Source organism: Pedobacter sp. Leaf194 (genome assembly GCF_001423945.1).
In the GTDB taxonomy this organism is placed as follows: Bacteria; Bacteroidota; Bacteroidia; order Sphingobacteriales; family Sphingobacteriaceae; genus Pedobacter.
The window spans coordinates 41627-66269 of sequence record NZ_LMPU01000002.1 but is presented as its reverse complement, the minus strand read 5'-3'; the positions used below and the strand labels follow the sequence as shown (position 1 = coordinate 66269).

The window sequence follows — 24643 nt, the reverse complement described above, 5'->3', positions numbered from 1 at the left end:
GAACTAGCCTTTTTTAGCTTTGCTTTCTTCGCCTTCTAATTGCGATTTCAATTGAGCCAATACGTCTAAATCTCCTAAAGTAGATTTCTCTACAGAATCTTTAACTTTTTTAACTGCAGTTACAGCAGCTTTAGCTTCTTTTTTCTTAGCATTTCTTTCTTCTGCTACTGCTTCAGCTTTAACTTCTTCCCAAATACGAGCGTGAGAAACAACGATGCGTTTAGCTTCTTTGTTAAACTCGATAATTTTGAAATCGTTAGTTTCTTCTGCTTTAACTGAAGTACCATCTTCTTTAACCATGTGTTTAGTTGGTACGAAACCTTCTACACCGTATGGTAAAGCAATAACAGCACCTTTATCAGTTACTTTAACAACAGTACCTTGGTGAACCGAATCTAAAGTAAAGATAGTTTCGAAAGTATCCCAAGGGTTTTCTTCTAATTGTTTGTGACCAAGGCTTAATTTGCGGTTGTCAACATCAAGTTCTAAAACAACAACGTCTAATACATCACCAACTTTAGTGAATTCGTTAGGGTGGTTTACTTTTTTAGACCAAGATAAATCAGAGATGTGGATTAAACCATCAATTCCTTCTTCGATTTCAACGAAAACGCCGAAGTTAGTCATGTTTTTAACCGTTGCTTTGTGCTTGCTTCCAACCGGGAATTTAGCAGCAACTTCTTGCCATGGGTCGTTAGATAATTGTTTAATACCTAAGCTCATTTTGCGTTCGTCTCTATCTAAAGTTAAAACTTCAGCTTCGATCTCATCACCAACTTTTAAGAATTCCTGAGGGTTTCTTAAGTTTTGTGACCAGCTCATTTCAGAAACGTGAATTAAGCCTTCAACACCTGGGATAATTTCTAAGAAAGCACCGTAATCTGCAACAGTAACGATTTTTCCTTTTACTTTAGAACCAACCTGAATGTCTGCACTTAGGTTTTCCCAAGGGTGTGGAGTTAATTGTTTTAAGCCTAAAGCGATACGTTTTTTCTCATCATCGAAATCTAAAACAACTACGTTGATTTTTTCATCTAATGATAATACTTCTTTTGGATGCTCTATGCGGCCCCAAGAAATATCGGTAATGTGAAGTAAACCATCAACACCACCTAAATCGATGAACACACCGAAATCAGTAATGTTTTTAACAGTACCTTCTAATACCTGTCCTTTTTCTAATTTAGAAACGATTTCTACTTTTTGGCTTTCTAAATCGTCTTCAATTAACACTTTATGAGAAACAACTACGTTTTTAAACTCATGGTTAATTTTAACAACTTTAAATTCCATTGTTTTACCCACGTACACATCGTAATCGCGGATAGGTTTAATATCAATTTGAGAACCTGGTAAGAAAGCTTCAACGCCCATGATATCAACAATTAAACCACCTTTAGTACGGCTCTTAACGAAACCATTGATGATTCTATCATTTTCAAGAGCCTCGTTAATCGCTTCCCAAGATCTTTGGGTTTTTGCTCTTTTGCGAGAAAGGATCAACTGACCGTTAGCATCTTCTGGTGCTTCAACGAAAACGTCAACTGAATCGCCGATTTTTAGATCTGGTGTATCACGGAATTCTGAAGTAGAAACTAAACCGTCTGATTTAAAACCAACGTTTAATACTACATCTTTGTTGTTAATTGAAACAACGATACCGCTAATAATTTCACCTTTAGTGATCTGATTAAACGTTCCGGCGTACATATCTTCAAACTTTTTACGGTCTGCATCATTGTAATTACCGAAAACTTTTTCATCTGCATCCCAGTCGAAATCTTCGGTTGGTGTTGCTAATGATGATTTGATCGATTCGATCGAAACTGAATCAGCTTCTGATTCAATAGTTTCTTTTTCAGTCAGGCGTCCGCCTTCTCCCTGAAGTTCAGCTGTTTTTGCTGCTAATTCTTTTTCTGCTACTTGTTTTTTAGCCATTAATTAATTATCTCCTTTTTTCCCTATTTAGGGACTGCAAAGGTAAAACTTTTTTAATAAATAGAAAAGATTTTTTTAATAAATGTTGCTGATTTTAAGGTTATTAGAAAAGGAGTAGCAACTATTTAGCATCAACTATCAAGATTGGATGCAGAAAATAGACATTTGTAATTTCACGCCCGCAGACAGATTTTAGCAAACCGGAGAATTTTATTTATAGATTGAGCTTAATGATTTGGAAATGAGCGTCAAGTATTTCTTCGCATACAGCGGCCCCGTTATTCGCTATAGCCCCGGAAAAAAATCGGGGCTGCCGCTGCTACCGGGTTTAAAAACAACAGATAGTACCACAAATTGCAGCAGGCAATTACTTTTTGGTAAATGTACCTCTTGTAAAACCTTCGCCAATTAAGGTGTTTTCATCCCTAATCAAAAGCATTATTGTGTTTTGCTGGTCGTATAACTTTATCATTTCTCCGTCTATTACATATTTCGATGTAAAAACAGAATCGGTATAAGCATCAGTAACGGTAACAGAATCTTTCGATTTAAAGTTGAAAGTTTTGTACTGAATATCTTCGTTGCTGGAAAAAGTGCCAGAAACAACCTTCGCCTGTATAAAAGTAATGAAACAAAAATAACCGATTACAAGGATTACAATTACAGAAAACGCAACCAAAACCTTGTTTCCACTCGCATATCTAATGGAGAAATACAGAACAGTAAATAAAATTAAGGCAACAATTACAAAGAAAACAATGCTGGCATAATCTTTAGTTTCTTTTGGTACCGAAGCCGCAATGGTTGATGCTGATGCTGCTGGTTTATTGACAGGAGAAACCCTAACCAAAAATTCTTTACTAGCCCAGCCTTCGCCATTGGTAACTTTTATTTTAAAGTAACTTGCATTGCTCGAATCCAGAACCGCAACATTTTCACTTTCGGGCAAGTAGCCAATAACTTTACTTTTTGGGTCTGCCTGTGCTCTTACCCTTAAGTTATCGGTTGTAACCCGGTAAATTACATCTGCCGTTGCTGTGCTTTGAGTTTGCTGCGGCGTTTTGGATTCAGTTTCACTGGCATGGGCTACTGGCGTCGCCGTAATTTTTTCTACGAAATCTTTGCTCACCCAACCTTCGCCATTTCTTAATTTTACTTTATAAAATTTATCATTGGAAGCATCTAAAACAACAATCTTTTCATTCTGTGAAATATTTGCGATAACCTTGCTCTTCGGGTCGCTGGTTTGCCTAACGCGAAGCTTGTCTGCTTTCACACGATAAGTATCCTGTGCGATTGCAAGATTTGAAAATATAGAAAGCGCAATTAGTAAAAAGAAAGTTTTAAGCATAATGTTTGGATTTCTTCAGGCAGGTTTATAACAAAATTTCATCGACGCTTGGAACAAACATCGTGCTAAGCGTTCCAAAATTATGAAATACTTTTAAATTGAGGGTAGAAAAGCCGTAGATATTGGTTCGATATGGTTACCAACTCCCGCCGGTTCCGCCACCGCTACTGCTTCCACCTCCCCAACTACTGGATGATGATGACGATGATGAGCTGCTGCTCGAAGATGAAGAACCCGAAGATGAGCTAGACTGGACAAGCATTGGCAAAGCCACCCAACTAATAAATTCGGTTTTTTTGCAGAAACTACATTCATTTACCACTTTCGCTTTACCAGCGTGGCTGTAAGTTGCGGTTGTTACGGGAACTTGCTTGTCTAACTGGTAAGTTCTAAAGCTGCAGTCAGGGCACTGGATAAACGTATCGTATTCTTCAGCTGGCCATTGTTTAATAACATGTTGCTTTCCGTCACTGCTTTCCCAGATATCGTAATCATAAACCTTAACCATTTCTTCTTTACGTTGCCCCGCACTTAAAAATGGTTTGCCTTCTACATTCACATCCCTATCCACCCGAATCATTTCCTTTTGCTTCTCATCTAAAATGGGCTTAAAACGATAGATATTTTTGCTGCGCTTAAACAGGTAATTCAATAGTAGAATTAAAATCAGCGGTGAAAAAATAATCAGCCAAAAATTCTTTCTATTAAAAGAAGTTACCGCTTCAAAGAAATTTTCGTCATCATTATGATTTTTTCTCAATGAGGATAGGTAATATAGATATCGAAAAAATAATGCAATGGCCAATATACCGTACAATATGAACGGTGCATGTACCAACTTAATATTTTGGAGAAAACGAAAGCCATCGAAAAAAACGACAATAAAAATGCAGGCGAAAACCACAATAAAAAGGCCCACACATCCATTTGCTATTTTCTTTTCGAGATTGTAGTTATCGCCAGCTTGTTTGCCAACATTGCCTTTCGCCTGGCGGTTAATTAAAGTAAACACGCCAAAAAATAGAACGGCAATTGCAGCTATGTAGAGCCAACTTTTATCTGATGAGTTTCCGCCAGCCTCCGGTTGTGTAAATAACTGATTCAATTCGGCCTCATTATCCGGATTGAGAATAACCTTGCCGATGGCCTGGATGGTATTAATAATTCCGGTACCGAAATCATTTTCTCTAAAGGCGGGCAGTAGATTTTGCTCAGCAATATGCTTTAACTTAACATCAGGCAATACTCCTTCCGTTCCTGTGCCGGTTATAAATCGATATTTCCGGCGGTCTTTAGCGATGAACAGCAGCAAACCATTGTTGCTGGTTTTCTGCCCAATTCCCCAGGTGTTAAAAAGTTCGTATGCAAAATCAAAATCCTCTTTATCCTTTTCAAAATCGTTCACAATTACTACTGCAACCTGAACATTTGTTTTTTGCTCAAAATCGGAAATTGCGCTGTTGATTTGGTTTACAACATCTAAAGTTAAAATTCCATCAGGGTTACTTACCCAACCACCACCATCTTTTTTAGGGTCTGGAATTTCGTTTACCCGATAAGGCTTTTGGGCGTATGTTGTTACAGCAAGGGTAGTGAAAAGAAATAATAGAAAAGCTTTAAGCAGGCGAGTTCTAAGCATTATATAGATAATTTTCCGGTTACGAAGCTTTTTTAAAATTTACGTTACCCTTTTAAAATTCTGGCGAGAACGTTGTCCAGTTTAGACTTATCTTTTACATAAGGTGCTAAATCGAAAAGTTTAACGCCTTTAAATTCTATCGGATGACTCTCGCTTTGGAGCGAAATATACCCAGATCTTAAAGGTGTTCCATCAACTTTTACTTTTGGGTCGTAGTTAGAAACATTTCCGCCACCAATTTGAGGCTTTGTGTATTCTAAAACCACTTCTCCATCGATGATGTGTTTAATAACAGAATCGCCCAGCACCAGGAATTCTGCCGTAACCCATTGGTCGCCAGCGTATGTTTTAGATTTGGAATCCAAACAATGTTGCGTAAATAGTTTCCCCTGAAAATCGATTTGTGTACCAGGCGTACAAACATTGCTCGTGTGCCTGTCGTGCTGCCCATCGCCACCCAGAATTTGGCCTTCAATTGAAATTGGGAAATCCTGGTCCTTAAGCATCGTTGCAGGATTTTGGCAATGTAACATGGCGCCACTATTTCTCAATGCCCATCCTTCGCCGCCCTTGGCCTGCTCACCAACAAACCTGTATGTTACCTTTAATAAGTAAGCCGAAAATGGTTTTTTGTAAAATATGTGCCCATACTGCTGGTCAAAGGTATTATAGCCATCATAGCTTACCTTCATTAACCCATCTTCAACGCGAAACGTGTTTGCGTAGTTGTCTTTATATTCGTGCTTGGAAATTTTTACATTCCAGTCTTTTAAATCTTTTCCGTTAAAAAGGTTAATCCAGCCTTTTTGAGCATTTGCATTTAACGATAGTATTGCAAGAAGAAAAAGTAGGAGGGTGGTCTGTTTAAATTTCATATTAGCAAATGGGTTAAGTGCTAAAAATATGAAAAAATAAAATGATGTGTTGTTAATTAGTCATTAATGGTGTAACTTTTTCAAGTGCAAAATCGAGTTGCTCCTCTTGGGTTAAATCGGTATTATCCAGAATAATGGCATCTTCAGCTCTAACCAGCGGACTTGCTTTTCTGGTTGTATCGGCATAATCGCGGTGGGCCAGGTTTTCAAAAACCTCTTCTAAAGTTGTTGTATTATTGCCTTTATGCTCAAGTTCTTTAAATCTTCGCTCTGCTCGGATTTTCGGGTCTGCCGTCATGAAAAATTTTAACGGTGCATTTGGGAAAACGGTAGTGCCAATATCTCGGCCATCCATAACAATGTTCTTCGATTTGCCCATACGTTGCTGCTGTTTTACCATTTCGTGCCGAACAATTTTGTGAGCAGAAACCTCGCTTACATTTTCAGAAACAGGCATTAATCGAATCTCGTCAGAAACCTCTTCGCCATTTAAAGTGATGTGGGATTCATAATCGCGGGAATGAAAGTTCAATTCAATATGTTGCAATGCGTCTGCTACCAAATCATCATTAGAGATATCAACGCTGTTTCTTAAAAAGAATAACGTAACGGCACGGTACATTGCGCCGCTATCGACATAAATAAAGCCTAATTTTTTTGCTAACGCCTTCGCTAATGTACTTTTTCCGCAAGATGAATAGCCATCAATAGCGATTACAAGGTTTTTTTTCATCGTGCAACAAAGGTAAAAAATAGAAACACAATCATGAATTTTTTGCTATTGAGGAATAGCTATTTTTTGAATTTTGCGATCCAGACAGAAGTGTAAGGGTGTAGCCAACCCTCGTGTTGCAAATACCAAAACAGACCTTCATCTATTCTAAAAGCGAACAAACCGTATAGAAAGTGATTAGCATTATGGGTTGTGTAGTTTTTACGGTAATGAAAATAGGTTACCAGTGTTGCCTTTTTCTGGTCGCCCTCATCCGTAATTTCCAATGTTGATGGATCGAAAGCTGCTGCAAATCGAAAATTTCCATTAAAACGCTCGCCCCATTTGTTCCAGGCAACTTCGTTTTTGCCCTTACGGTTTAGCATTGCCTGAATATCCGGAGCACTCAGGTAGTCATCATCATAAAAAATTCTGGTTTTGCTTTTCTTTGGAAAAAGAAGGTAAAAATTTTGAATACTAGCCTCAGGAAAAGGGATAATGTCTCCGACGGTTATAATTAGTAAGGTACCGTAAATGGCACACTTTTCTTTGAATCTTAAGTGGTAGCCACTGTTTATCTGCGCTTGAAATGCTGCTGCATTCCGGTTGTACTGGCGCAGATTATAAGGTGTAGAGAAAGCAAATATCGCTAAACCGGCAAGCAAAGTTATGGTTACAAAGCGGCGGCTTTTCCCCTTAAAAAAGGCTATTGAGGCTAGAATAAGCGTAATTACAAAGAAATAAAAAACATGCAGAGAATAGCAGAACGTCCAAAGTGTGAGGAAAAGAAAAATTAAACAAATAGTGATAAAGGCTATTGTACGTAAGACATAACCAAGTTTTTGACCGAAAGTTTTTAATGTCATGGGGCGTTTTAGCTAAGCGCTTGTTGGAATGATTTTTTGAAGTTAAAATTTCTTGCTGAATAAACAAAATTACTAAAAAGCCTTAACTTTTATTTAAAGGTTATTGAGCGGTTACTTTGACTTATATTTGGGCGATTATTGTAAGAATTTTTGCAAGATATGCAACCAGATAGAGAGGCAATTTTAAAAATCGCGACCTTTAAAACATCCAGAAGTGGGGGCAAAGGTGGGCAAAATGTAAACAAGGTATCGAGTAAGGTTGAACTAATTTTCAATCCAAATCAAGCTGATTTTTTTACTGAGCAAGAAAAAGCACTAATCGCTATAAAGTTGGAAAACAGGATAGACGCAGAAGGTTTTATCCACATCGTTTCGCAGGAAGACAGAAGTCAGCTTCTAAATAAAGAGAAAACAATTGTAAAACTGATTGAAGTTATTAAAAAGGCGTTACACGTTTCAAAACCAAGAAAGCCGACGAAAACACCCAAATCTGTGATCGAGAACAGACTAAAAAACAAAACGGTTAAAGCCCTTAAAAAAGAAAGCCGGAAAAAACCCGGTATATACTAATCTCAACTTCCGAATCTGTAATACAAACTTAGTCCGCCATAGTTTTGCGCCTTTGCTACACTTTTAACTTCTTTAGTTTTGAAGATGATGTTAAAATCTGCGGTAAACCTTTTGGAGCTGTAGTTTACACCAAATTGTTGCTCAAATACAATTGGTTTAACTTCAAAAGTAACAGGACTATTGTTGTTAAAAAGACTTCCCTGTATGGTTGCATCGTAAGCAACAATATTTAATTGTGGCTTAGCATAAAAGAAAAACTCCGAATTATTTAAACTTTTGGTTTTTGAATCGCCGATAACGGCATTGTGGTAAGCACTGTTGAAAAGCTGATTTAGTTTGCCTGCACGAAAAAGGAGGGATGTGCCGAGGCCGCTGAAAGTGGTCCCTAAATTTACATAACCCTGGCCGCTAAAATCGACCGCATTATCGCTTGAGCGATGGATTAACTTGCTGTAATTGCCGGATAAGTTAACTGCAAGTTCATTTTTTACCTGGTATTCCCAGCCAGCAGGTGTGTAAAACCCCACTGTTTTATGAAGGAACTTTTGTGCGTCTTCTGCGAGCGAGTTTGGGCCTACAGTACCAATCTCAATACTGGTTTTCAATACGCTCTCTTTTACATAAAAAATTGAATAAGCCGCTCCTGCGTACAAATAGCCGGCAAAAGGTCTATCCTGATCTTCTTTTTTTGCAACCTGCCCCCAATATGGCGTATACATTTTTTGGCCGCCAGAAATTTCGTAAGTTTTCTTCTCTATCTTTTCATTGACTTTGTCTGGATTAATTGCCCTTCGGAAATAAATAAAAAGTCCATTGGTGTAATATCTATCATTTAATGTGGCCAAGTATGCATCATTCTCTGTTTTAAAACCGAACTCGTTTTTAAAGTTTTGAGCTCTTGCAGCATCTGCAACAAACAAAATTGTAAGAAAAGCTAAAATCAATTTCATAAAAAAGTCCCGATGAATTATCGGGACTATAAATGTATCTATTGTAAACGACTTTCTTATTTAAGAGATTTAAATAAATAAAGAATATTACAAACTAGTTAACTATCGGTGCAAGTTTGATACTCAAATCAATCGGCTTTTTGACCTTATTTTTAAGTAAAGCGAGTTCTATTACTTCACTCATCTCCGAAACATAATGAAATTTCAAATCCTTAATATAGCTTTCTTTAATCTCCAGAATATCTTTACGATTGCTTTTGCAGAGAATAATTTCCTTAATGTTTGCTCTTTTAGCAGCTAGTATTTTTTCCTTGATTCCACCAACCGGCAATACTTTTCCTCGAAGCGTGATTTCACCAGTCATCGCTAAATGCTGTTTAACCTTACGTTGTGTAAACGCCGAGGTTAGTGCTGTTAGCATGGTAACCCCTGCTGACGGGCCATCTTTTGGTGTTGCCCCTGCAGGCACGTGTACATGGACATCCCAGTTATCGAATAAAGTGTAGTCTATGCCAAACTCGTTTGCATGTGCACGCAGATAAGCGAGTGCTATCACTGCAGATTCTTTCATAACATCGCCCAAATTGCCGGTTAATGTTAATTTTCCTTTGCCAGGACTTAAACTCGATTCAATGAACAAAATGTCGCCGCCAACGCTGGTCCATGCCAAGCCTGTAACTACACCAGCCACTTCGTTGCCTTCGTACAAGTCTTTGTCGTAAATTGGAGCGCCAAGTATGCGTTCTACATCATCCTCTGTTAGCGTAACATTGTATGCTTCTTCCATTGCAATTTTAGTTGCAACGCCACGCACCAGTGAACCAACTTTTTTCTCCAAACCCCTAACACCACTCTCGCGCGTATAGTCTTCAATAACCTTTTCTATTAAAGCAGGTTTAAACGTAATATCTTTTAGCTTTAAGCCATGATTTTCTTTCTGCTTTGGCAATAAAAATTTCTTGGCAATCTCTATTTTCTCTTCAATTGTGTAGCCGTTTACTTCAATAATCTCCATACGATCTAACAACGCAGGCTGGATGGTGCTTAAAGAGTTCGCCGTTGCGATGAACAGGATATTGGATAAATCATAGTCCATTTCCACATAATGGTCGTAAAAAGCATTGTTTTGCTCAGGATCTAGAACTTCAAGCAAAGCCGATGAGGGGTCGCCTCTGTGGTCGGTACCAACTTTATCAATCTCATCCAAAACAAAAACCGGATTATCGGCACCTGCTTTCTTGATTGATGAAATAATGCGCCCAGGCATCGCACCAATGTAAGTTTTCCGGTGTCCCCGAATTTCTGCCTCATCACGGATACCGCCTAATGCCATGCGCACATATTTGCGTCCTAGAGCTTTCGCGATTGATTTTCCCAATGATGTTTTACCAACTCCCGGAGGGCCAACAAGACACAAAATTGGTGCCTTCATGTCCCTTTTAAGTTTTAGTACAGCCAGGTATTCAATAATCCTTTGTTTAACTTTTTCAAGACCGAAGTGGTCTTTATCTAAAATCCGTTGCGCCCTTTTAAGGTCGAAGTTATCTTTTGTAAACTCGCTCCATGGAAGGTCAAGCAGTAATTCCAGGTAATTAAGCTGAACAGAGTAATCTGGCGCTGCTGGGTTCATCCGGCCAAGTTTATCCAATTCCTTATCGAAATGTGCATAAACCTCTTTAGACCATTTTTTCTTTTTCGCTCTTTCCTGTAACGCATCAAATTCCAGGTCTGCAGAGTTGCCACCCAATTCTTCCTGAATGGTTTTTAGCTGCTGGTTTAGGAAATAATCCCGTTGTTGCTTATCTAAATCGGTACGAACTTTTGACTGGATCTGATTTCTTAACTCCAGCATCTGAAGTTCGACCATTAAAAGTTCCATAACTTTTTGCGCACGTTCCAGCAAGTTATCCATTTCAAGGATTTTTTGCTTATCCGCCATTTCGGCATTCATGTTTGATGAGATGAAGTTTATCAAAAACGAATTGCTCTCAATGTTTTTTAATGCAATGCTGGCTTCGCTTGGAATATTAGGCGAAAGCTGAATGATCTGAGCAGACATTTCCCTGATGGAAGCGATAAGCGTTTTAAACTCCTTATCGGTTTTAGTTTTTTGCTCTTCAAATTTCTTAACAGATGCTTTAATATAAGGCTCGTTTTGCACTTCGCCTAAAAGGCTGAAACGCTGCTTGCCCTGAATAATAACCGTCGTGTTGCCATCTGGCATTTGCAACAACTTTATAATATTTGCAACTGTACCAACAGTATTTAACTGCTCAAAAGTTGGGTCTTCTATCGAAACATCTTTTTGAGATACAACACCAATAATCTTGTTTCCCTTGTAGGCTTCTTTAATTAATTTAATAGATTTATCTCTTCCAACGGTAATAGGAATAACCACACCTGGAAATAAAACGGTATTACGCAAAGGCAGTATCGCTAAAATTTCGGGTGTTTCCTCATTATTCATGTCTTCCTCATCTTGCTGAGACATTAATGGAAAAAACTCTGTATCCTCGTTAATAATTGGCATCGCGTTATTAAAATCAAATATATCTTGTTTACTCATTCTCATTTTATGAAACGACAAACTGGCAGTTTTATCGCAGGTAATTTGTGTGTGTTTACTTTGGATATAGTAAATTCAACTCTTGTGCCAAAGTTGTTTTAAGTTGATGTTATCTTAAAATTGATGTGATGTTATGATAAAAAGGCAGTTGAATTTAAATTATTCGCCAAATATCATATATCAGAATTTTTAGCGTTAAAGCTATTGTTTAATTGATTTAGTGAATGTAAAAAAATTAAACCATTTTATTTTCTAAGAATTGAATTATATTGCGTGACTATTTTATTCAATTATTTGTAATGAAATTTTAGATTTGTTAACTTATTATCAGTACATGAATTATATTAAACAAACCATTTTAGGTTTAATCATTTTTTCTTCCAGCAGCAGTTTTGCACAAAATGGCAATGATAAAAAGGTGATGGATGCGATGCTAAAGGGAGACTACAAAACAGCTGTAACCCAGTTGGAAAAGGCTGATACTAAAGATCCAAATAATGTTAATACCCTAAAAATGTTGGGTTATTCTTATTTTCAAAATGGCGATTATGAAAATTCGATTAACACTTACAGCCGTTTAGTCTTATTGAAACCAGCTGAAGTTTCGGCTTATTATTACCGCGGAAAGGCTCGTTTGAATATTGCTAACGACCCGAAGGAATCTTTAAACAGCATGCGTGAAAATTTCTATGTGGCCGCGATTAAAGATTTTACAAAAGCGAGTGAACTAAGTGGGGAAGAAGATACTCAGATGCTTCAAAACAGAGGCCTGGCTTACAAAGATTATGCAATTTTCAGATCATATAAAGCTAAAAAAGCAATAGAAAAAACAGCTTGTGTAACGTTGTTCAATAATTCTATAGCCGATTTTCAAAAGGTGCTTACGCTGCAACCGTCAAGAAAAGACATTTTGGATTGGATTGCTTATGATAAAGCGCAGATTGCCAGTTTAAAATGAATTAAACCAACCGCAAAGAAAAAGGCTTGAAATTAATTTCAAGCCTTTTTTTATTTAAGCTTACCTGTAATTTGATAGGTTTTTTGCGCTAAAAGTTTTATTTTTTGATGCTTCCGAATTTCGTATAAACTATCGGGGTAATAAACCAGTGTATCACCCGAAGAGTACAAAATGTTCTTATTTGATATCACAATTTCCACACGGTTAACCTTGTTGCCCGTTTTGCCAATGCTAACGTTTTTTACGGGAATTTTTTTATTGTCAGAAGTATAACGCTCAAGCAAGTTCGATTTTTCTATTTTGAAACTGCCTTTCCACGATGCTTTATTAATATCTGCATTGCTAAAAATGGCAAGCTCTTTAGTCCAATCCTTAATTTTAATTGTTTTCTCTTCAATTTTGCCATTAACCGAAACTGCCTTAGTTACATCAGGGTTGAGCTTTTTTAGCCTTACAGCCTCTTTTTTAAAATAACCTGAAACATCAAAATATAAAAAGTCAGTATTCGCCTTCGATTCTTCACGCTGGTTACAGCCCGCCAAAGCGAAAGCAAATACTGCAAGTATCATTTGTTTCCTCATTATACCAAAACATTGCCCGTCATTTCTTCAGGAATTGCTACACCAAGAATTTTTAAAACTGTAGGTGCAATATCGCCAAGTTTTCCATCGGCAATAGTTTTATAGTCATCATCAATCAAAATACAAGGCACCAGGTTGGTAGTGTGTGCGGTGTTCGGAGAGCCATCGCCGTTAACCATAAATTCTGAGTTACCATGGTCTGCCAGTAAAATGAAAGAGTAACCGTTCTCTAAACCTTTTTTAACAACAATTTCGGCACATTTATCGGCTGTTTCAACCGCTTTAATTACGGCAGAAAATACACCTGTATGGCCTACCATATCCGGGTTGGCAAAGTTTAGGCAAATAAAATCGGCCCAACCCGTTTCCATTTCTTTGGTAATTGCATCTGTAATTCCTGCGGCGCTCATCTCAGGTTGTAAATCATATGTTGCCACTTTCGGAGAAGGAACTAAAATGCGCTTTTCATTTTCAAACTCAGTTTCCCTTCCTCCCGAGAAAAAGAAAGTAACATGAGGATATTTCTCTGTTTCAGCTATTCGAATTTGATTCTTACCGTTTCTGCCCAAAACTTCGCCTATGGTTTGCGATAAATCATCCTTAGTGAAAATTACATTTACCTTTTCGAAGCTCTCATCATAAGTGGTCATTGTAACATAATACAATGGCAATTTATGCATTTGTTGTTCAGGAAAATCTTTTTGTGTTAGTGCCGTTGTAATTTCGCGGCCTCTATCCGTACGGAAGTTGAAACAAATAACAACGTCATCGGCTTTAATGGTGGCCGTTGGTTCTCCATCTGGGTTTGTAAGCACAATCGGTTTGAGAAATTCGTCGGTAACACCATTTTCATACGATTTTTGTATTGCAGCCAAAGCATCGTTGGTTTTTTCTCCAATGCCGTTAACCATCACATCGTAGGCTTGTTTAACGCGTTCCCAACGGTTATCTCTATCCATCGCATAATAACGGCCAACCATTGTTGCTAACTTAGCATTGCTGTTTTGAATGTGGTTTTCAAGGTTTGTAATAAAACCTAAACCAGAATTTGGATCGGTATCGCGTCCATCGAGAAAAGCATGTATAAATGTATTTTGAACGTTCGATTCATTAGCAGCATCACATAAAGCCTTCAGGTGTTCGATATGTGCGTGTACACCACCGTTTGACACGAGGCCAATTAAATGTACGGCCTTATTATTAGTTTTTGCGTACTCGAAAGCCGCCACTAAAACCGGATTATTATGCAGTTCTCTATCTTGAATCGCTTTATTTATTCTTCCTAACTCCTGGTAAACTACGCGGCCCGCACCTAAATTCATGTGGCCAACCTCAGAGTTTCCCATTTGCCCGGCAGGTAAGCCAACCGCTTCGCCCGACGCTTCTAATTTCGAGTTTGGGTATTTTTCAATTAAAGAGTCGAAAAAAGGTGTATTTGCCGCAAAAGCCGCGTCAGAATTATCGTGTTTTCCATAACCCCAACCATCAAGAATTATAAGCGCAAGTTTTTTGTTTTTCATTCGAATTGTATTTAATCTGAAAGGATTTGTTGTAATCTTCGTTGTGTTCTTCTTTAACTAATTAAATAATTTTAAAACATTTTGATAAGGGCTATGTTTTAATATTTCTTTACGAGCGCAAATATAGCTTTATTGAAGCTTAAACAAATTAAGAAATCCTTTTTTGATAAGCTAATGGCATAATTTTAGCTATAGGGTCATTATAAAATACAGAAATGATCCGGAGCTTATTTTTATTTTTCATAGCGCTAACACCAATATATCGTTCTATTGCCTTCCAGGCTGATATTATTGATGATTTATCTTCTTATTTCAAAGCCGGAAATTCTAAAGAAATTGCTAAAAACTTTGCACCAACCATCGAACTGATTATTATCGATGAAGAAGATGTATATTCTAAAGCACAGGGTGAACAAATTCTGAAAGATTTTTTTAGTAAACATAATCCTGTAAAAACAAGCATTTTCCATAGGATTAATAACAGTCAAAACTATAGGTTTGGTGTTATTTTAGTGAGCACATCAAAAGAAACTTACCGGGTTTCCATTACGATGAAAAAGTTTAACACAGCTTTTTTAATTACCGAATTGCGGATAGAGCCTTCTAAAGAATAGCTTTGCGCAATTATTCATTTCCATTCTTACTAAAATTGGCTTCTGCTAAATAATTCTTACTTTTGGGGCTTAATTATCGAATTTTGGATAGGGAACTTATAGCTCAATTTATAAAAAATGCACTCGCCGAAGATGTCGGAGATGGCGATCACACGTCACTTTCAACCATTCCCGAAGGTACACAAGGCAAAGCTAAGTTATTGATTAAAGAAGACGGCATTTTAGCTGGCGTAGAACTTGCCCTGCAAATTTTTGCACAGGTCAACCCATCGCTTGAAGTTGCGGTTTTCATAAACGATGGTGCTCATGTTAAAGTGGGGGATATTGCCTTAACTGTTTCAGGAAGCACACATTCTATATTAATTGCCGAGCGATTGGTGTTAAACTGCATGCAGCGAATGAGTGGTATAGCCACGAAAACCAGTAAAATTGTGCAGTTGCTTAGCGATACAAAAACCAAACTTTTAGATACACGCAAAACCACACCCGGTTTACGCTACCTCGAAAAATGGGCAGTAAGAATTGGTGGGGGAGTAAACCACCGGATTGGCTTGTATGATATGATTCTGATCAAAGACAATCATGTAGATTATGCTGGCGGGATACAAAATGCACTTGCTGCGGCAAGGAAATACCTTCAGGAAAAAAACAAATCATTACAGATTGAAATCGAAGTTAGAAATCTATCAGAACTTAATCAGGTAATTGCAGCGGGTGGCGCAGACCGCATTATGCTTGATAACTTTAATTTCGACGATTTGAGAGCGGCAGTTGCCCTTATAAATGGGCGTTTCATTACCGAAGCTTCTGGCGGAATTACTGAAGAAAACGTAGTCGATTATGCAGACTGCGGTGTTGATTACATCTCGATGGGCGCACTTACGCATTCGGTAAAAAGCCTCGATATGAGTTTAAAAGCATACTAATCTGTGAATTCATATAAAAAGAAAAGCTTATTTTTTGTATCATTGTAGGCTATGGTTACGGTTTATTCTCTCACAGCTCTATTAGTTGCTTACCTGTTTGGGTCTATTCCAACTGCGGTTTGGCTGGGGCAGGCTTTTTATGGTGTTGATGTAAGGGAATATGGAAGTGGCAATGCAGGTGCTACCAATACTTTCAGGGTATTGGGTAAAAAAGCGGGTATCGCTGTAATGATAATTGATATTGCCAAAGGTTACACCGCAACCAATCTCGCCTATCTAATTGGCATGTCCGTAACGGGTCCCCAAAATTCTGTTGTATTTGTAAATTACCAGTTGGCGCTCGGTGTAACGGCTGTTATGGGGCATTTATTTCCTGTATTTGCTGGTTTTAGAGGTGGTAAAGGCGTGGCAACACTTTTTGGAATGATTTTAGCAGTGAACTTCGAAGCATCTATGCTTTGTGTTCTGGTTTTCGTGGTGGTATTGCTTGCAACAAAATATGTTTCTCTAAGTTCGATTTGTGCCGGTTTCACTTTTCCTTTAAGCGTAGTCTTCCTGTTTCAGGTATCTATAAAATCGGAAGTTTTGTACGGAATGGTTGTGTGTATTCTGATTCTAGTAACCCATCAAAAAAATCTCGAAAGATTGCTGAAAGGCAAAGAGTCTAAAGTGTATTTGTTTAAGAAAAAGGCTAACTAAAACTTACAAAACACAATTATGAAACATAATTTAAGCTTGCCTGTTATATGGGTAACGCTTATGATTCTGTTCATAGTCACTTATCATTAACTTATGAAAAAAATATTTTTAACGGCCTTTGCTGCCGCTACACTCTTGTTCAATTCTTGTTCTACGGTGCCTTTAACTGGCAGAAGCCGTTTAGATTTGGTTAGCAATGACCAGGTTCTTCCTATGGCGTTCCAAGCCTATGGCGAATTTTTAAATGAGAACAAATCCACTGTTTTGCCAGCATCGAATGCTCAAACCTTAAGAGTAAAAACAATTGGAAGCAGGCTGATAACTGCCGTTCAAAGTTACATGAACAACAACAATTACGGCAATTTGATTAAGGATTATAAGTGGGAAGTGAATGTTGTACAAAATAATGAGAAAAATGCATGGTGTATGCCGGGAGGTAAAATTGTAGTTTATACCGGAATTTTGCCAATTACACAAGATGATGCAGGTTTGGCGACCGTAATGGGGCATGAGATTGCCCATGCCATTGCAGGCCACTCGGCAGAGCGTATGTCTCAGGAGCTAGCTGCACAGGGTTTAGGTGCCGCCGCAGGTGCTGCATTATCAAAAAATCCGCAGGCGCAATCTATATTTAATGCAGGTTACGGTATTGGCGGACAAGTTGCGATGTTGAAATTTAGCCGCAACCAGGAGTTAGAAGCCGATAGATTGGGTTTAATATTTATGGCAATGGCCGGATATAATCCTCAAAGTGCAACCACATTTTGGAATAGAATGGCATCTGCATCGCAGAGCGGACAAAAACCACCAGAGTTTTTAAGCACGCACCCAAGCGATGCAACACGAATTGCACAGATTCAAAAATATTTACCTGAAGCACAACAGTATTACAAAAAATAATATTGAATGCTGATAAAGGAAAGCGGAAAGTTGGTGAAAACCGATTTTCCGCTTTTTTATTTATTAAAAAGCCAACCCTCAATATTGAATTTTTAGAAGTTATTAGTATCGTTGCCCAAAACTTTTAATATTGCGCTTGCTTTCAGTAAGCATTCGTCATATTCTTTTTCCGCATCCGATTCGTAGGTAATTGCGCCTCCAACCTGAAACGACAAGTACATTTTTTGTTCATTATAGAGAATGCTTCTTATGATTACATTAAAATCAAATGCCCCATCGGGATTAATACAGCCAAATGATCCTGAATAAACACCTCTTCTTGTTTCTTCATATTGCTCAATAAGCTTCATCGCCATCACTTTGGGCGCTCCAGTCATTGAGCCCATTGGAAAAGCATTTTTTATCGCATCAATAAAATGGACTTTTGGGTCGAGTTCACAGCTTATTGTAGATATCATTTGATGAACCTGGGGAAAAGTGTAGATTCCAAACAGTTCATCTACTTTTACGCTGCCTTTTACAGCCGACTTTGTCAGGTCGTGACGGACGAGATCAACAATCATTACATTTTCCGCCTGTTCCTTTGCGTCGTGCTTAAGCCGTTCTTTTATTTGTTGGTCTTCGGCAAAATCAGTACTTCTTCTCGCTGTTCCTTTTATGGGTTGAGAAATAAGTCTGGATCCTCTTTTCGAAAGAAACCGCTCTGGCGTTGCCGATAAAATATAGCGTTCGTAAAGTTTGAAATAACCTGAAAACGGCGTTGGCGAAATTTTATTTAAAAGGGTGAAGGTTTCAACCGGATTGATTTTAGCATTTTCTGAGAAAAACTCCTGACAAAAATTGACCTCGTAAATGTCACCTTGCAGAATATGTTTTTTCAAGGCATTTACTTTCGTAATGTACTCGTTTTTAGAAATCCGCTTTTGTATGGATAATTCAGGCATATCCTCAACTTGAAAAAGCTTGATATTTTCAATTTGCCCCAGCACAGCCTCATCGCCAAGAATAACTTCAAGTTGGTTATTTCTACTTACAATTAAATATTGAGGCACGAAAAAGTAAAGTTCAGGAAATGTGAGCCTATCTGCATTTTCTGATTTCAAATCTTCAAGCTCATTTTTTAAATCGTAGCCGAAAAATCCAAAAAGCCATTGTTTGTGCGTTTCATAAAACTGTTTCAGCAGCTCAAAACCATTCCCTTCCGCCGATTTTAGCTCGGCCTTACATCCAGCAGCTAAAACAAACTCGTACTCAGAATAATCATCTTTGTAGTTGTTAGAATCCAAAAAGCAGCATACATCGAATTGATTTGCCCAATGCAATGCCTTTTGTTTAAAATTGGCAGTTATTAATTGTTTTTTCAAGTGGGTACAAAGGTAAATTATTCTAAACCTCAAACAAACAAAGCAACCCATATGGATTGCTTTGTCATTTCTGTTTTCAAAATATTTGAATGGGCCACATTATGGCGCCAATTGTGTGTTCTTAACGTAATTCTAATGTTTGAGCCCTATCTGGTCCAACGGAAAGAAACTTAATTGGTACTTCAAGTTCTTTCTCTAAAAATGCGATGTAATCATTTAATTTATCGGGAATTTCCTCTACGGTTGTAATCTTTGTCACATCGGTAGCCCAGCCGTCGATAGCCTTCAAAACTGGTTTTGGTTCAATCGAAATGATGTCGTAAGGCATATAATCGATTGTTTCGCCATTGTATTCGTAATGCGTACAAGCATAAATCGTATCGAAGGTATCCAATACATCTGCCTTCATCATTATTAATTCGGTAACACCGTTTAACATAATGGCATATTTTAAAGCAGGTAAATCTATCCATCCACAACGGCGGGCACGGCCTGTAGTTGCACCGAACTCGTGACCTAACGCACGTAAGTTTTCGCCAACTTCGTTATCCAGTTCTGTAGGGAAAGGGCCGCCACCAACACGTGTACAATAGGCTTTGAAAATGCCGTACACAGCGCCAACTTTGTTTGGTGCAATGCCTAAACCAGTACAAGCACCGGCAGTTGTTGTATTGCTGGAGGTAACGAACGGATATGAGCCGAAATCAACGTCGAGTAACGTTCCCTGCGCACCTTCCGCTAAAACAGCTTTTCCCTGTTTTAAATAACCATTTACGAAATGTTCGCTATCTACATGCGGGATGGATTTCAAGAATTCAATCGCCTCGAAGAACGATGCTTCTTTCTCTGCAAGCTCATATTCAAATCCTTCGTAATGAGAAAGTATTTCGGTATGCTTTTCTACCAATTTTTGGTAGCGTTCTTTAAAATCAGGAAGGGTAGTATCGCCAACACGCAAACCATTACGGCCGGTTTTGTCCATGTAGGTTGGGCCAATCCCTTTTAATGTTGAGCCAATTTTATTTTTGCCCATCCTTGCTTCGTTTGCAGCATCTAATAACTGATGGGTTGGTAAAATTAAGTGTGCTTTTCTGGCGATTACTAATTTGCCCTGGGCAACAGGATCATGCCCGGCCTTTTTTAAGTTATCTAGCTCTCTTTTCAAAATAATCGGGTCGATAACAACACCATTGCCGATAAGGTTCATGGTTTTTTCGTTAAAGATTCCTGATGGAATAGTGTTTAAAACGAATTTTTTGCCATCGAATTCCAATGTATGTCCGGCGTTTGGACCACCCTGAAAACGGGCAATAAGGTCATATTTCGGACTTAGAACATCAACGATTTTTCCCTTTCCTTCATCGCCCCATTGCAGGCCGAGAAGTACATCTACTTGCGTCATTATTTAAAAATTAAGCTGGTTTTATTTTTTTTTAATTGATTTAATTTGCTGCAACTTTTGCCACAGAAGCGGCATTTTCGCTCACTTTTCTGGCCATACTGCAATCAGAACAGAAACCATAAAGATTTAATGAATGGTGTTTTACATCGAACTTTAACAAATCGCCAACCATGGTTTGTATCTGATGGATTCGGGGATCGCAAAACTCTACCACTTTACCACATTCAATGCAAATTACATGGTCGTGCTGGCGATAACCATAAGATTTTTCGAACTGAGCCATGTTCTTTCCAAACTGATGCTTGGTAACCAAATCACAGGAAACTAAAAGTTCTAATGTATTGTAAACAGTAGCACGGCTAACGCGGTACTTTTGGTTTTTCATGTGGATGTAGAGGGTTTCGACATCAAAATGGTCATTTCGCGAATAAATCTCTTCTAATATTGCGAAACGTTCCGGTGTTTTACGCAGATTTTTGTTCTCTAGATAAGCCTCAAAAATCTTGCGAACCAGCTCATTTGTTTTTTGTTCAGACATAGTTTTTAAACTCCTCTCAAAGGTATGTAAATTGTTTGATTGTTCAACTGTTAGATTGTTGAAATGTTGTAATAAGTAGGGTAGAACTGGTTTCAGCGTATCCGTCAAAATTGTTGGTTAGTAGGCAAATTCAAGGCTGATAAAAAAATGATTGGTTATTGTTGAATAAGTTCAACAATAACCAGTAACTATTTAATAATAACGGATAATCGATAATTTATTAAGCATCAAACCTGGTTACCCCGGTTACACCTTTAACCTCAAGTAAATTTTTAATCAGGTTTTCGAGGTGCTCCGTGTCATTAACAAAAATCATAATCGAACCATCAAAAATTCCTTCATTTGTATCAACAGTAATGGAGCGCATATTCACTTTAAAATCATTAGAAATTACTTTAGTGATGTTATTAATCAGTCCAACATCATCAATTCCAACAATGCGAAGCCCTGTTAAAAATGTGAGTTCCTGCTGTTTGTTCCATTTAGCTTTAACGATTCTGTAGCCATAATTCGCCATGAGCTGGGCTGCATTAGGGCAGTTTGTTCTGTGTATTTTTATGCCTTCGCTAACGGTAACGAATCCAAAAACATCATCTCCGGGAATAGGATTACAGCAAGCCGCCAAGGTATAATCTATTTTCTGCAGGTCCTCTCCAATAAGCAAAATATCGTTTTCCGAACCCTTCATTTTGGTTTTTACCATGTCTACCGTAAGGTTTTCAGGGCGTTCGGGACCGCGGTTTTCTACTTCTTTTTCGCTCGAGAGGTATTCCTTAATATCCTTAAGTTCTATCTTTCCTAAAGCTACGTTAACAAACAATTCTTGTGTAGAAGGCAGCTTGAAAAAGTAGCTGATTTTCTGTAAATTATCGGTGTTGTATGTTATTTTTAATGATTTCAGCTTTCGTTCCAGAATCTCTTTTCCGGCTTCGGCAATTTTTCTTTTTTCCTCTTTTAATGAAGATTTAATTTTTGATTTTGCCTTGGCGGTAACTACGACATTAAGCCAGTCTTCTTTAGGTGTTTGCTTGCTCGAGGTAATAATTTCTACCTGGTCGCCATTTTGCAGTTTATAAGAAATCGGAACCAGCTTATGATTCACTTTGGCTCCAATGCAGGTTGCGCCAACATCTGTGTGTATTTCGAAAGCAAAATCCAAAGCCGTTGCACCCAGCGGTAATTGGATAAGAGCACCTTTCGGCGTAAAAATAAAAATCTCATCCGAGAACAGGTTCATCTTAAAATCGTCCAAAAAGTCGAGCGCATTCGCCTCCGGATTATTCAGCATTTCCCTTACTTTCTGAATCCATTGATCCAAACCGTTGTCGTTACTCGATTCTTTATACTTCCAGTGTGCCGCAAAACCTTTTTCGGCAATTTCGTTCATCCTTTGCGTTCTGATTTGGACCTCAACCCATTGCCCACGCGGCCCCATCACTGTGGTATGAAGCGATTCGTATCCGTTCCCTTTCGGCGAGGAAACCCAATCACGTAACCTGTCAGGATTGGGGCGATACAAATCGGTTACAATTGAGTATGCTTTCCAGCAATCTGCCTTTTCGTTTTCATAAGCGCTGTCTAGAATAATTCTAATGGCGAATAGATCATAAACCTCCTCAAAAGGAATGTTCTTTTTCTTCATTTTATTCCAAATGGAATGGATAGATTTCGGTCTGCCGTAAACATCAGCCACCAAACCTTGCTCGTGCACAATTTCATCAATTGGTTCTACGAACTTTTTAATGAACATGTTGCGTTCTGCTTTTTTCTCGTTTAACTTTTTCGCTATGAACTTGTAAGTTTCGGGCTCCAGATATTTCATAGAAAGATCTTCAAGCTCTGATTTTATAGCGTATAAGCCTAAGCGGTGGGCAAGCGGTGCATAGAGATAAATGGTTTCTGATGCAATTTTAAGTTGTTTATGCCTTGGCATGAAATCCATGGTACGCATGTTATGCAACCTGTCTGCCAGTTTTATTAAAATCACCCTAACATCGTCGGCCAGGGTCAGCAGCATTTTTCTGAAATTTTCGGCTTGGAGAGAGCTGTTTGTATCAAAAACCCCCGAAATTTTAGTTAACCCATCTATAATTTTCGCCGTCTTCTTCCCAAATTCCCGCTCAATGTCTTCAAGCGTAATGTCTGTGTCTTCAACTACATCATGCAATAGCGCACATACAATAGAAGTTGTACCCAAGCCAATTTCTTCGGCTGCAATTTGTGCCACAGCAATTGGATGATAAATGTAAGGTTCGCCAGATTTTCGGCGCATATCTTTATGGCTTTCAAGGGCCATATCAAACGCTTTTCTAATTTCCTTTTTATCTCCTTTTTGCAAGGTTGATTTGCTGGCACGGAGCAGTGCCCTATATCGTTTTAATATTTCCTGTTTCTCTGCCTCTAAATCAATCACTAACTCTGTTTTCATTTGTATTTTTTGCGTAAAAATTGCGTCTTATTCTCGAATAAAACTTATATTAGTTTTCTAAAACTCCTAATATATGAAATAACACCTAACTTTGTTGAGGTATAAATTTATGAAATTTAAAGGGCTAATCATTCTGTTTATTGTCATGATTTTTAGTGTTTCACTAAAAGCCCAGGATAATAGCGCACCCGTGTTTCCCAAACTGGGGAAAACAGATACGATACGTGTAGCATCAACAAATGATAATGGAATCATGATTCCGTGGATGCAGCTTAATGATGTTTCCATTTTTGCGGCAAGGATTTGGAAGTCGCCGCAGGAGCAGGCTGCTTTTAACCGGTTACGATACAATGTTTTAAAGGTAATGCCTTACGCTTTATTTGCAAAAAGAAGGTATGAACAGCTGGAGCGTGATTTGCTCACGGCGCCAGAGAAAAAAGATCAGAAAGTATTGGTTAAACAATGCGATAAAGAAATTAAAGATATGTTTAATCGTGAAATCAAAGATTTAACGATAACTCAAGGCCAGATTTTAACAAAACTAATTGATAGGGAGGTTGGCCGTACCACTTATGATATTATTAAACAAACAAAGGGTGGTTTTGCAGCATTTTCATATCAGATTATTGCCCGCGTTGTTGGTCATAATCTAAAAAGTACTTACGATAAAAATGAGGATAGGGACATCGAATCCATTATCAGGTCTTCAGGCTTTTATCAATAACCGCAAAAAATGAAGGAAAATATTCCGAATATCTATTCATTTAAGGTGAAAAAGATTACAGGCGAAGATCAGCTTTTATCAGCCTATAGAAATAAGGTGGTACTCATTGTAAACACGGCATCAGAATGTGGTTTTACACCCCAGCTGGGCGAATTACAGCAATTAAAAGATGAAATTAACAATCCTGATTTTGAAATTCTAGGTTTTCCAACAAATGATTTCGGGAAGCAAGAGCCATTAAACGGGAACGAGATAAGTTCTTTTTGTGAGATAAATCATGGTGTAAAATTTCCCGTTTTCGATAAAATTATGGTTCGTGGCGCACAGGCGCATCCATTATATCAGTTTCTGAGTGATAAGAAGTTAAATAGCAAGTTAAGTTCAACACCGAGGTGGAATTTCCACAAATATCTTGTTAATCAGAAAGGCGAAGTTGAAGATTATTTTTTCCCTTTTACAAAGCCGTTAAGTTCTAAAATTAAAAAGAAAATTCAGCGCCTGCTGGAAAACAATACCAGGTAA

22 protein-coding genes are annotated in these 24643 nt (G+C 38.0%); 8 read left to right on the top strand and 14 right to left on the bottom strand.

The window, feature by feature from the left end; translation table 11 throughout:
- Positions 1 to 3 precede the first annotated feature (3 nt).
- The 6 genes from rpsA to ASG14_RS06825 form a co-directional block, all read right to left on the bottom strand.
- The gene (gene rpsA / locus ASG14_RS06850) at positions 4 to 1938 is read right to left on the bottom strand and encodes a 30S ribosomal protein S1 (protein WP_056851431.1); all 1935 of its coding nucleotides are present in this window, start codon (positions 1936 to 1938) and stop codon (positions 4 to 6) included.
- A 367-nt stretch (positions 1939 to 2305) separates the two neighbouring features.
- Positions 2306 to 3289, bottom strand: coding sequence for an SH3 domain-containing protein (locus ASG14_RS06845; RefSeq protein ID WP_056870333.1), 984 nt, complete (start codon positions 3287 to 3289; stop codon positions 2306 to 2308).
- A gap of 136 nt (positions 3290 to 3425) precedes the next feature.
- A complete protein-coding gene (locus tag ASG14_RS06840; RefSeq protein ID WP_056870332.1) occupies positions 3426 to 4928 on the bottom strand; it encodes a YgcG family protein in 1503 nt (500 codons plus the stop codon).
- Positions 4929 to 4972: 44 nt separating this feature from the next.
- Positions 4973 to 5803 (bottom strand): DUF1080 domain-containing protein, encoded by an 831-nt coding sequence (locus ASG14_RS06835; RefSeq protein ID WP_056870331.1) that lies wholly within the window; start codon positions 5801 to 5803, stop codon positions 4973 to 4975.
- 52 nt (positions 5804 to 5855) lie between these two features.
- Positions 5856 to 6536, bottom strand: coding sequence for a (d)CMP kinase (cmk, locus tag ASG14_RS06830; RefSeq protein WP_056870330.1), 681 nt, complete (start codon positions 6534 to 6536; stop codon positions 5856 to 5858).
- 59 nt (positions 6537 to 6595) lie between these two features.
- Positions 6596 to 7381, bottom strand: coding sequence for a hypothetical protein (locus ASG14_RS06825; RefSeq protein ID WP_056870329.1), 786 nt, complete (start codon positions 7379 to 7381; stop codon positions 6596 to 6598).
- Between the two features lie 159 nt (positions 7382 to 7540).
- Here ASG14_RS06825 and arfB point away from each other — a divergent pair, with 159 nt between their 5' ends.
- Complete coding sequence (gene arfB / locus ASG14_RS06820; RefSeq protein WP_056870328.1) at positions 7541 to 7951, top strand: alternative ribosome rescue aminoacyl-tRNA hydrolase ArfB; 411 nt, start codon at positions 7541 to 7543, stop codon at positions 7949 to 7951.
- A gap of 2 nt (positions 7952 to 7953) precedes the next feature.
- Here arfB and ASG14_RS06815 read toward each other — a convergent pair whose 3' ends face one another.
- The gene (locus ASG14_RS06815) at positions 7954 to 8901 is read right to left on the bottom strand and encodes a lipid A deacylase LpxR family protein (protein ID WP_056870327.1); all 948 of its coding nucleotides are present in this window, start codon (positions 8899 to 8901) and stop codon (positions 7954 to 7956) included.
- Positions 8902 to 8995: 94 nt separating this feature from the next.
- Positions 8996 to 11467 carry an endopeptidase La gene (lon, locus tag ASG14_RS06810; RefSeq protein ID WP_056870326.1) on the bottom strand — a complete coding sequence of 824 codons (2472 nt, stop codon included), beginning with the start codon at positions 11465 to 11467 and terminating at the stop codon, positions 8996 to 8998.
- 334 nt (positions 11468 to 11801) lie between these two features.
- On the opposite strand from lon, the gene ASG14_RS06805 reads away from it, so the two are divergent.
- Positions 11802 to 12425 (top strand): tetratricopeptide repeat protein, encoded by a 624-nt coding sequence (locus ASG14_RS06805; RefSeq protein ID WP_056870325.1) that lies wholly within the window; start codon positions 11802 to 11804, stop codon positions 12423 to 12425.
- 50 nt (positions 12426 to 12475) lie between these two features.
- Here the strand turns inward: ASG14_RS06805 and ASG14_RS06800 are convergent, their stop codons facing one another.
- On the bottom strand, positions 12476 to 12994 hold the full coding sequence (locus ASG14_RS06800; RefSeq protein ID WP_235528533.1) for a hypothetical protein: 519 nt from the start codon (positions 12992 to 12994) through the stop codon (positions 12476 to 12478).
- An 11-nt stretch (positions 12995 to 13005) separates the two neighbouring features.
- Positions 13006 to 14526: a 2,3-bisphosphoglycerate-independent phosphoglycerate mutase gene (gpmI, locus tag ASG14_RS06795; RefSeq protein WP_056870323.1), complete on the bottom strand. Its 1521-nt coding sequence runs from the start codon at positions 14524 to 14526 to the stop codon at positions 13006 to 13008.
- Positions 14527 to 14741: 215 nt separating this feature from the next.
- Between gpmI and ASG14_RS06790 the strand changes: the two genes are divergently transcribed.
- The 4 genes from ASG14_RS06790 (at position 14742) to ASG14_RS06775 (ending at position 17665) form a co-directional block, all read left to right on the top strand.
- Positions 14742 to 15140, top strand: a complete 399-nt coding sequence (locus tag ASG14_RS06790) for a DUF4783 domain-containing protein (protein WP_056870322.1) — start codon at positions 14742 to 14744, stop codon at positions 15138 to 15140.
- Positions 15141 to 15223: 83 nt separating this feature from the next.
- Entirely contained in the window at positions 15224 to 16066 is an 843-nt protein-coding gene (gene nadC, locus ASG14_RS06785; protein WP_056870321.1) for a carboxylating nicotinate-nucleotide diphosphorylase, read from the top strand.
- A gap of 51 nt (positions 16067 to 16117) precedes the next feature.
- Positions 16118 to 16765 (top strand): glycerol-3-phosphate 1-O-acyltransferase PlsY, encoded by a 648-nt coding sequence (plsY, locus tag ASG14_RS06780; protein WP_056870320.1) that lies wholly within the window; start codon positions 16118 to 16120, stop codon positions 16763 to 16765.
- 93 nt (positions 16766 to 16858) lie between these two features.
- The gene (locus ASG14_RS06775) at positions 16859 to 17665 is read left to right on the top strand and encodes a M48 family metallopeptidase (RefSeq protein WP_056870319.1); all 807 of its coding nucleotides are present in this window, start codon (positions 16859 to 16861) and stop codon (positions 17663 to 17665) included.
- Positions 17666 to 17757: 92 nt separating this feature from the next.
- On the opposite strand, the gene ASG14_RS06770 is transcribed toward ASG14_RS06775, so the two are convergent.
- The 4 genes from ASG14_RS06770 to ASG14_RS06755 form a co-directional block, all read right to left on the bottom strand.
- Entirely contained in the window at positions 17758 to 19029 is a 1272-nt protein-coding gene (locus ASG14_RS06770) for an anthranilate synthase component I family protein (RefSeq protein WP_056870318.1), read from the bottom strand.
- 121 nt (positions 19030 to 19150) lie between these two features.
- The gene (locus ASG14_RS06765) at positions 19151 to 20431 is read right to left on the bottom strand and encodes an adenylosuccinate synthase (RefSeq protein WP_056870317.1); all 1281 of its coding nucleotides are present in this window, start codon (positions 20429 to 20431) and stop codon (positions 19151 to 19153) included.
- A 40-nt stretch (positions 20432 to 20471) separates the two neighbouring features.
- Positions 20472 to 20969 carry a Fur family transcriptional regulator gene (locus ASG14_RS06760; protein ID WP_056870316.1) on the bottom strand — a complete coding sequence of 166 codons (498 nt, stop codon included), beginning with the start codon at positions 20967 to 20969 and terminating at the stop codon, positions 20472 to 20474.
- Positions 20970 to 21189: 220 nt separating this feature from the next.
- A complete protein-coding gene (locus ASG14_RS06755) occupies positions 21190 to 23397 on the bottom strand; it encodes a bifunctional (p)ppGpp synthetase/guanosine-3',5'-bis(diphosphate) 3'-pyrophosphohydrolase (RefSeq protein ID WP_056870315.1) in 2208 nt (735 codons plus the stop codon).
- Positions 23398 to 23506: 109 nt separating this feature from the next.
- On the opposite strand from ASG14_RS06755, the gene ASG14_RS06750 reads away from it, so the two are divergent.
- Positions 23507 to 24121 carry a DUF4294 domain-containing protein gene (locus ASG14_RS06750; protein ID WP_056870314.1) on the top strand — a complete coding sequence of 205 codons (615 nt, stop codon included), beginning with the start codon at positions 23507 to 23509 and terminating at the stop codon, positions 24119 to 24121.
- A 9-nt stretch (positions 24122 to 24130) separates the two neighbouring features.
- A complete protein-coding gene (locus tag ASG14_RS06745; RefSeq protein WP_056870313.1) occupies positions 24131 to 24643 on the top strand; it encodes a glutathione peroxidase in 513 nt (170 codons plus the stop codon).

What these genes read in the sequence shown, in the direction of transcription:
- ASG14_RS06775 (WP_056870319.1), top strand. Translation starts at nt 16,859, where the DNA reads ATGAAAAAAATATTTTTAACGGCCTTTGCTGCCGCTACACTCTTGTTC.
- lon (WP_056870326.1), bottom strand. Translation starts at nt 11,467, where the DNA reads ATGAGTAAACAAGATATATTTGATTTTAATAACGCGATGCCAATTATT.
- cmk (WP_056870330.1), bottom strand. Translation starts at nt 6,536, where the DNA reads ATGAAAAAAAACCTTGTAATCGCTATTGATGGCTATTCATCTTGCGGA.
- ASG14_RS06790 (WP_056870322.1), top strand. Translation starts at nt 14,742, where the DNA reads ATGATCCGGAGCTTATTTTTATTTTTCATAGCGCTAACACCAATATAT.
- gpmI (WP_056870323.1), bottom strand. Translation starts at nt 14,526, where the DNA reads ATGAAAAACAAAAAACTTGCGCTTATAATTCTTGATGGTTGGGGTTAT.
- ASG14_RS06750 (WP_056870314.1), top strand. Translation starts at nt 23,507, where the DNA reads ATGAAATTTAAAGGGCTAATCATTCTGTTTATTGTCATGATTTTTAGT.
- ASG14_RS06800 (WP_235528533.1), bottom strand. Translation starts at nt 12,994, where the DNA reads ATGATACTTGCAGTATTTGCTTTCGCTTTGGCGGGCTGTAACCAGCGT.
- ASG14_RS06745 (WP_056870313.1), top strand. Translation starts at nt 24,131, where the DNA reads ATGAAGGAAAATATTCCGAATATCTATTCATTTAAGGTGAAAAAGATT.
- ASG14_RS06825 (WP_056870329.1), bottom strand. Translation starts at nt 7,381, where the DNA reads ATGACATTAAAAACTTTCGGTCAAAAACTTGGTTATGTCTTACGTACA.
- ASG14_RS06765 (WP_056870317.1), bottom strand. Translation starts at nt 20,431, where the DNA reads ATGACGCAAGTAGATGTACTTCTCGGCCTGCAATGGGGCGATGAAGGA.
- rpsA (WP_056851431.1), bottom strand. Translation starts at nt 1,938, where the DNA reads ATGGCTAAAAAACAAGTAGCAGAAAAAGAATTAGCAGCAAAAACAGCT.
- ASG14_RS06840 (WP_056870332.1), bottom strand. Translation starts at nt 4,928, where the DNA reads ATGCTTAGAACTCGCCTGCTTAAAGCTTTTCTATTATTTCTTTTCACT.
- ASG14_RS06845 (WP_056870333.1), bottom strand. Translation starts at nt 3,289, where the DNA reads ATGCTTAAAACTTTCTTTTTACTAATTGCGCTTTCTATATTTTCAAAT.
- ASG14_RS06755 (WP_056870315.1), bottom strand. Translation starts at nt 23,397, where the DNA reads ATGAAAACAGAGTTAGTGATTGATTTAGAGGCAGAGAAACAGGAAATA.
- ASG14_RS06760 (WP_056870316.1), bottom strand. Translation starts at nt 20,969, where the DNA reads ATGTCTGAACAAAAAACAAATGAGCTGGTTCGCAAGATTTTTGAGGCT.
- arfB (WP_056870328.1), top strand. Translation starts at nt 7,541, where the DNA reads ATGCAACCAGATAGAGAGGCAATTTTAAAAATCGCGACCTTTAAAACA.
- ASG14_RS06815 (WP_056870327.1), bottom strand. Translation starts at nt 8,901, where the DNA reads ATGAAATTGATTTTAGCTTTTCTTACAATTTTGTTTGTTGCAGATGCT.
- ASG14_RS06805 (WP_056870325.1), top strand. Translation starts at nt 11,802, where the DNA reads ATGAATTATATTAAACAAACCATTTTAGGTTTAATCATTTTTTCTTCC.
- plsY (WP_056870320.1), top strand. Translation starts at nt 16,118, where the DNA reads ATGGTTACGGTTTATTCTCTCACAGCTCTATTAGTTGCTTACCTGTTT.
- ASG14_RS06835 (WP_056870331.1), bottom strand. Translation starts at nt 5,803, where the DNA reads ATGAAATTTAAACAGACCACCCTCCTACTTTTTCTTCTTGCAATACTA.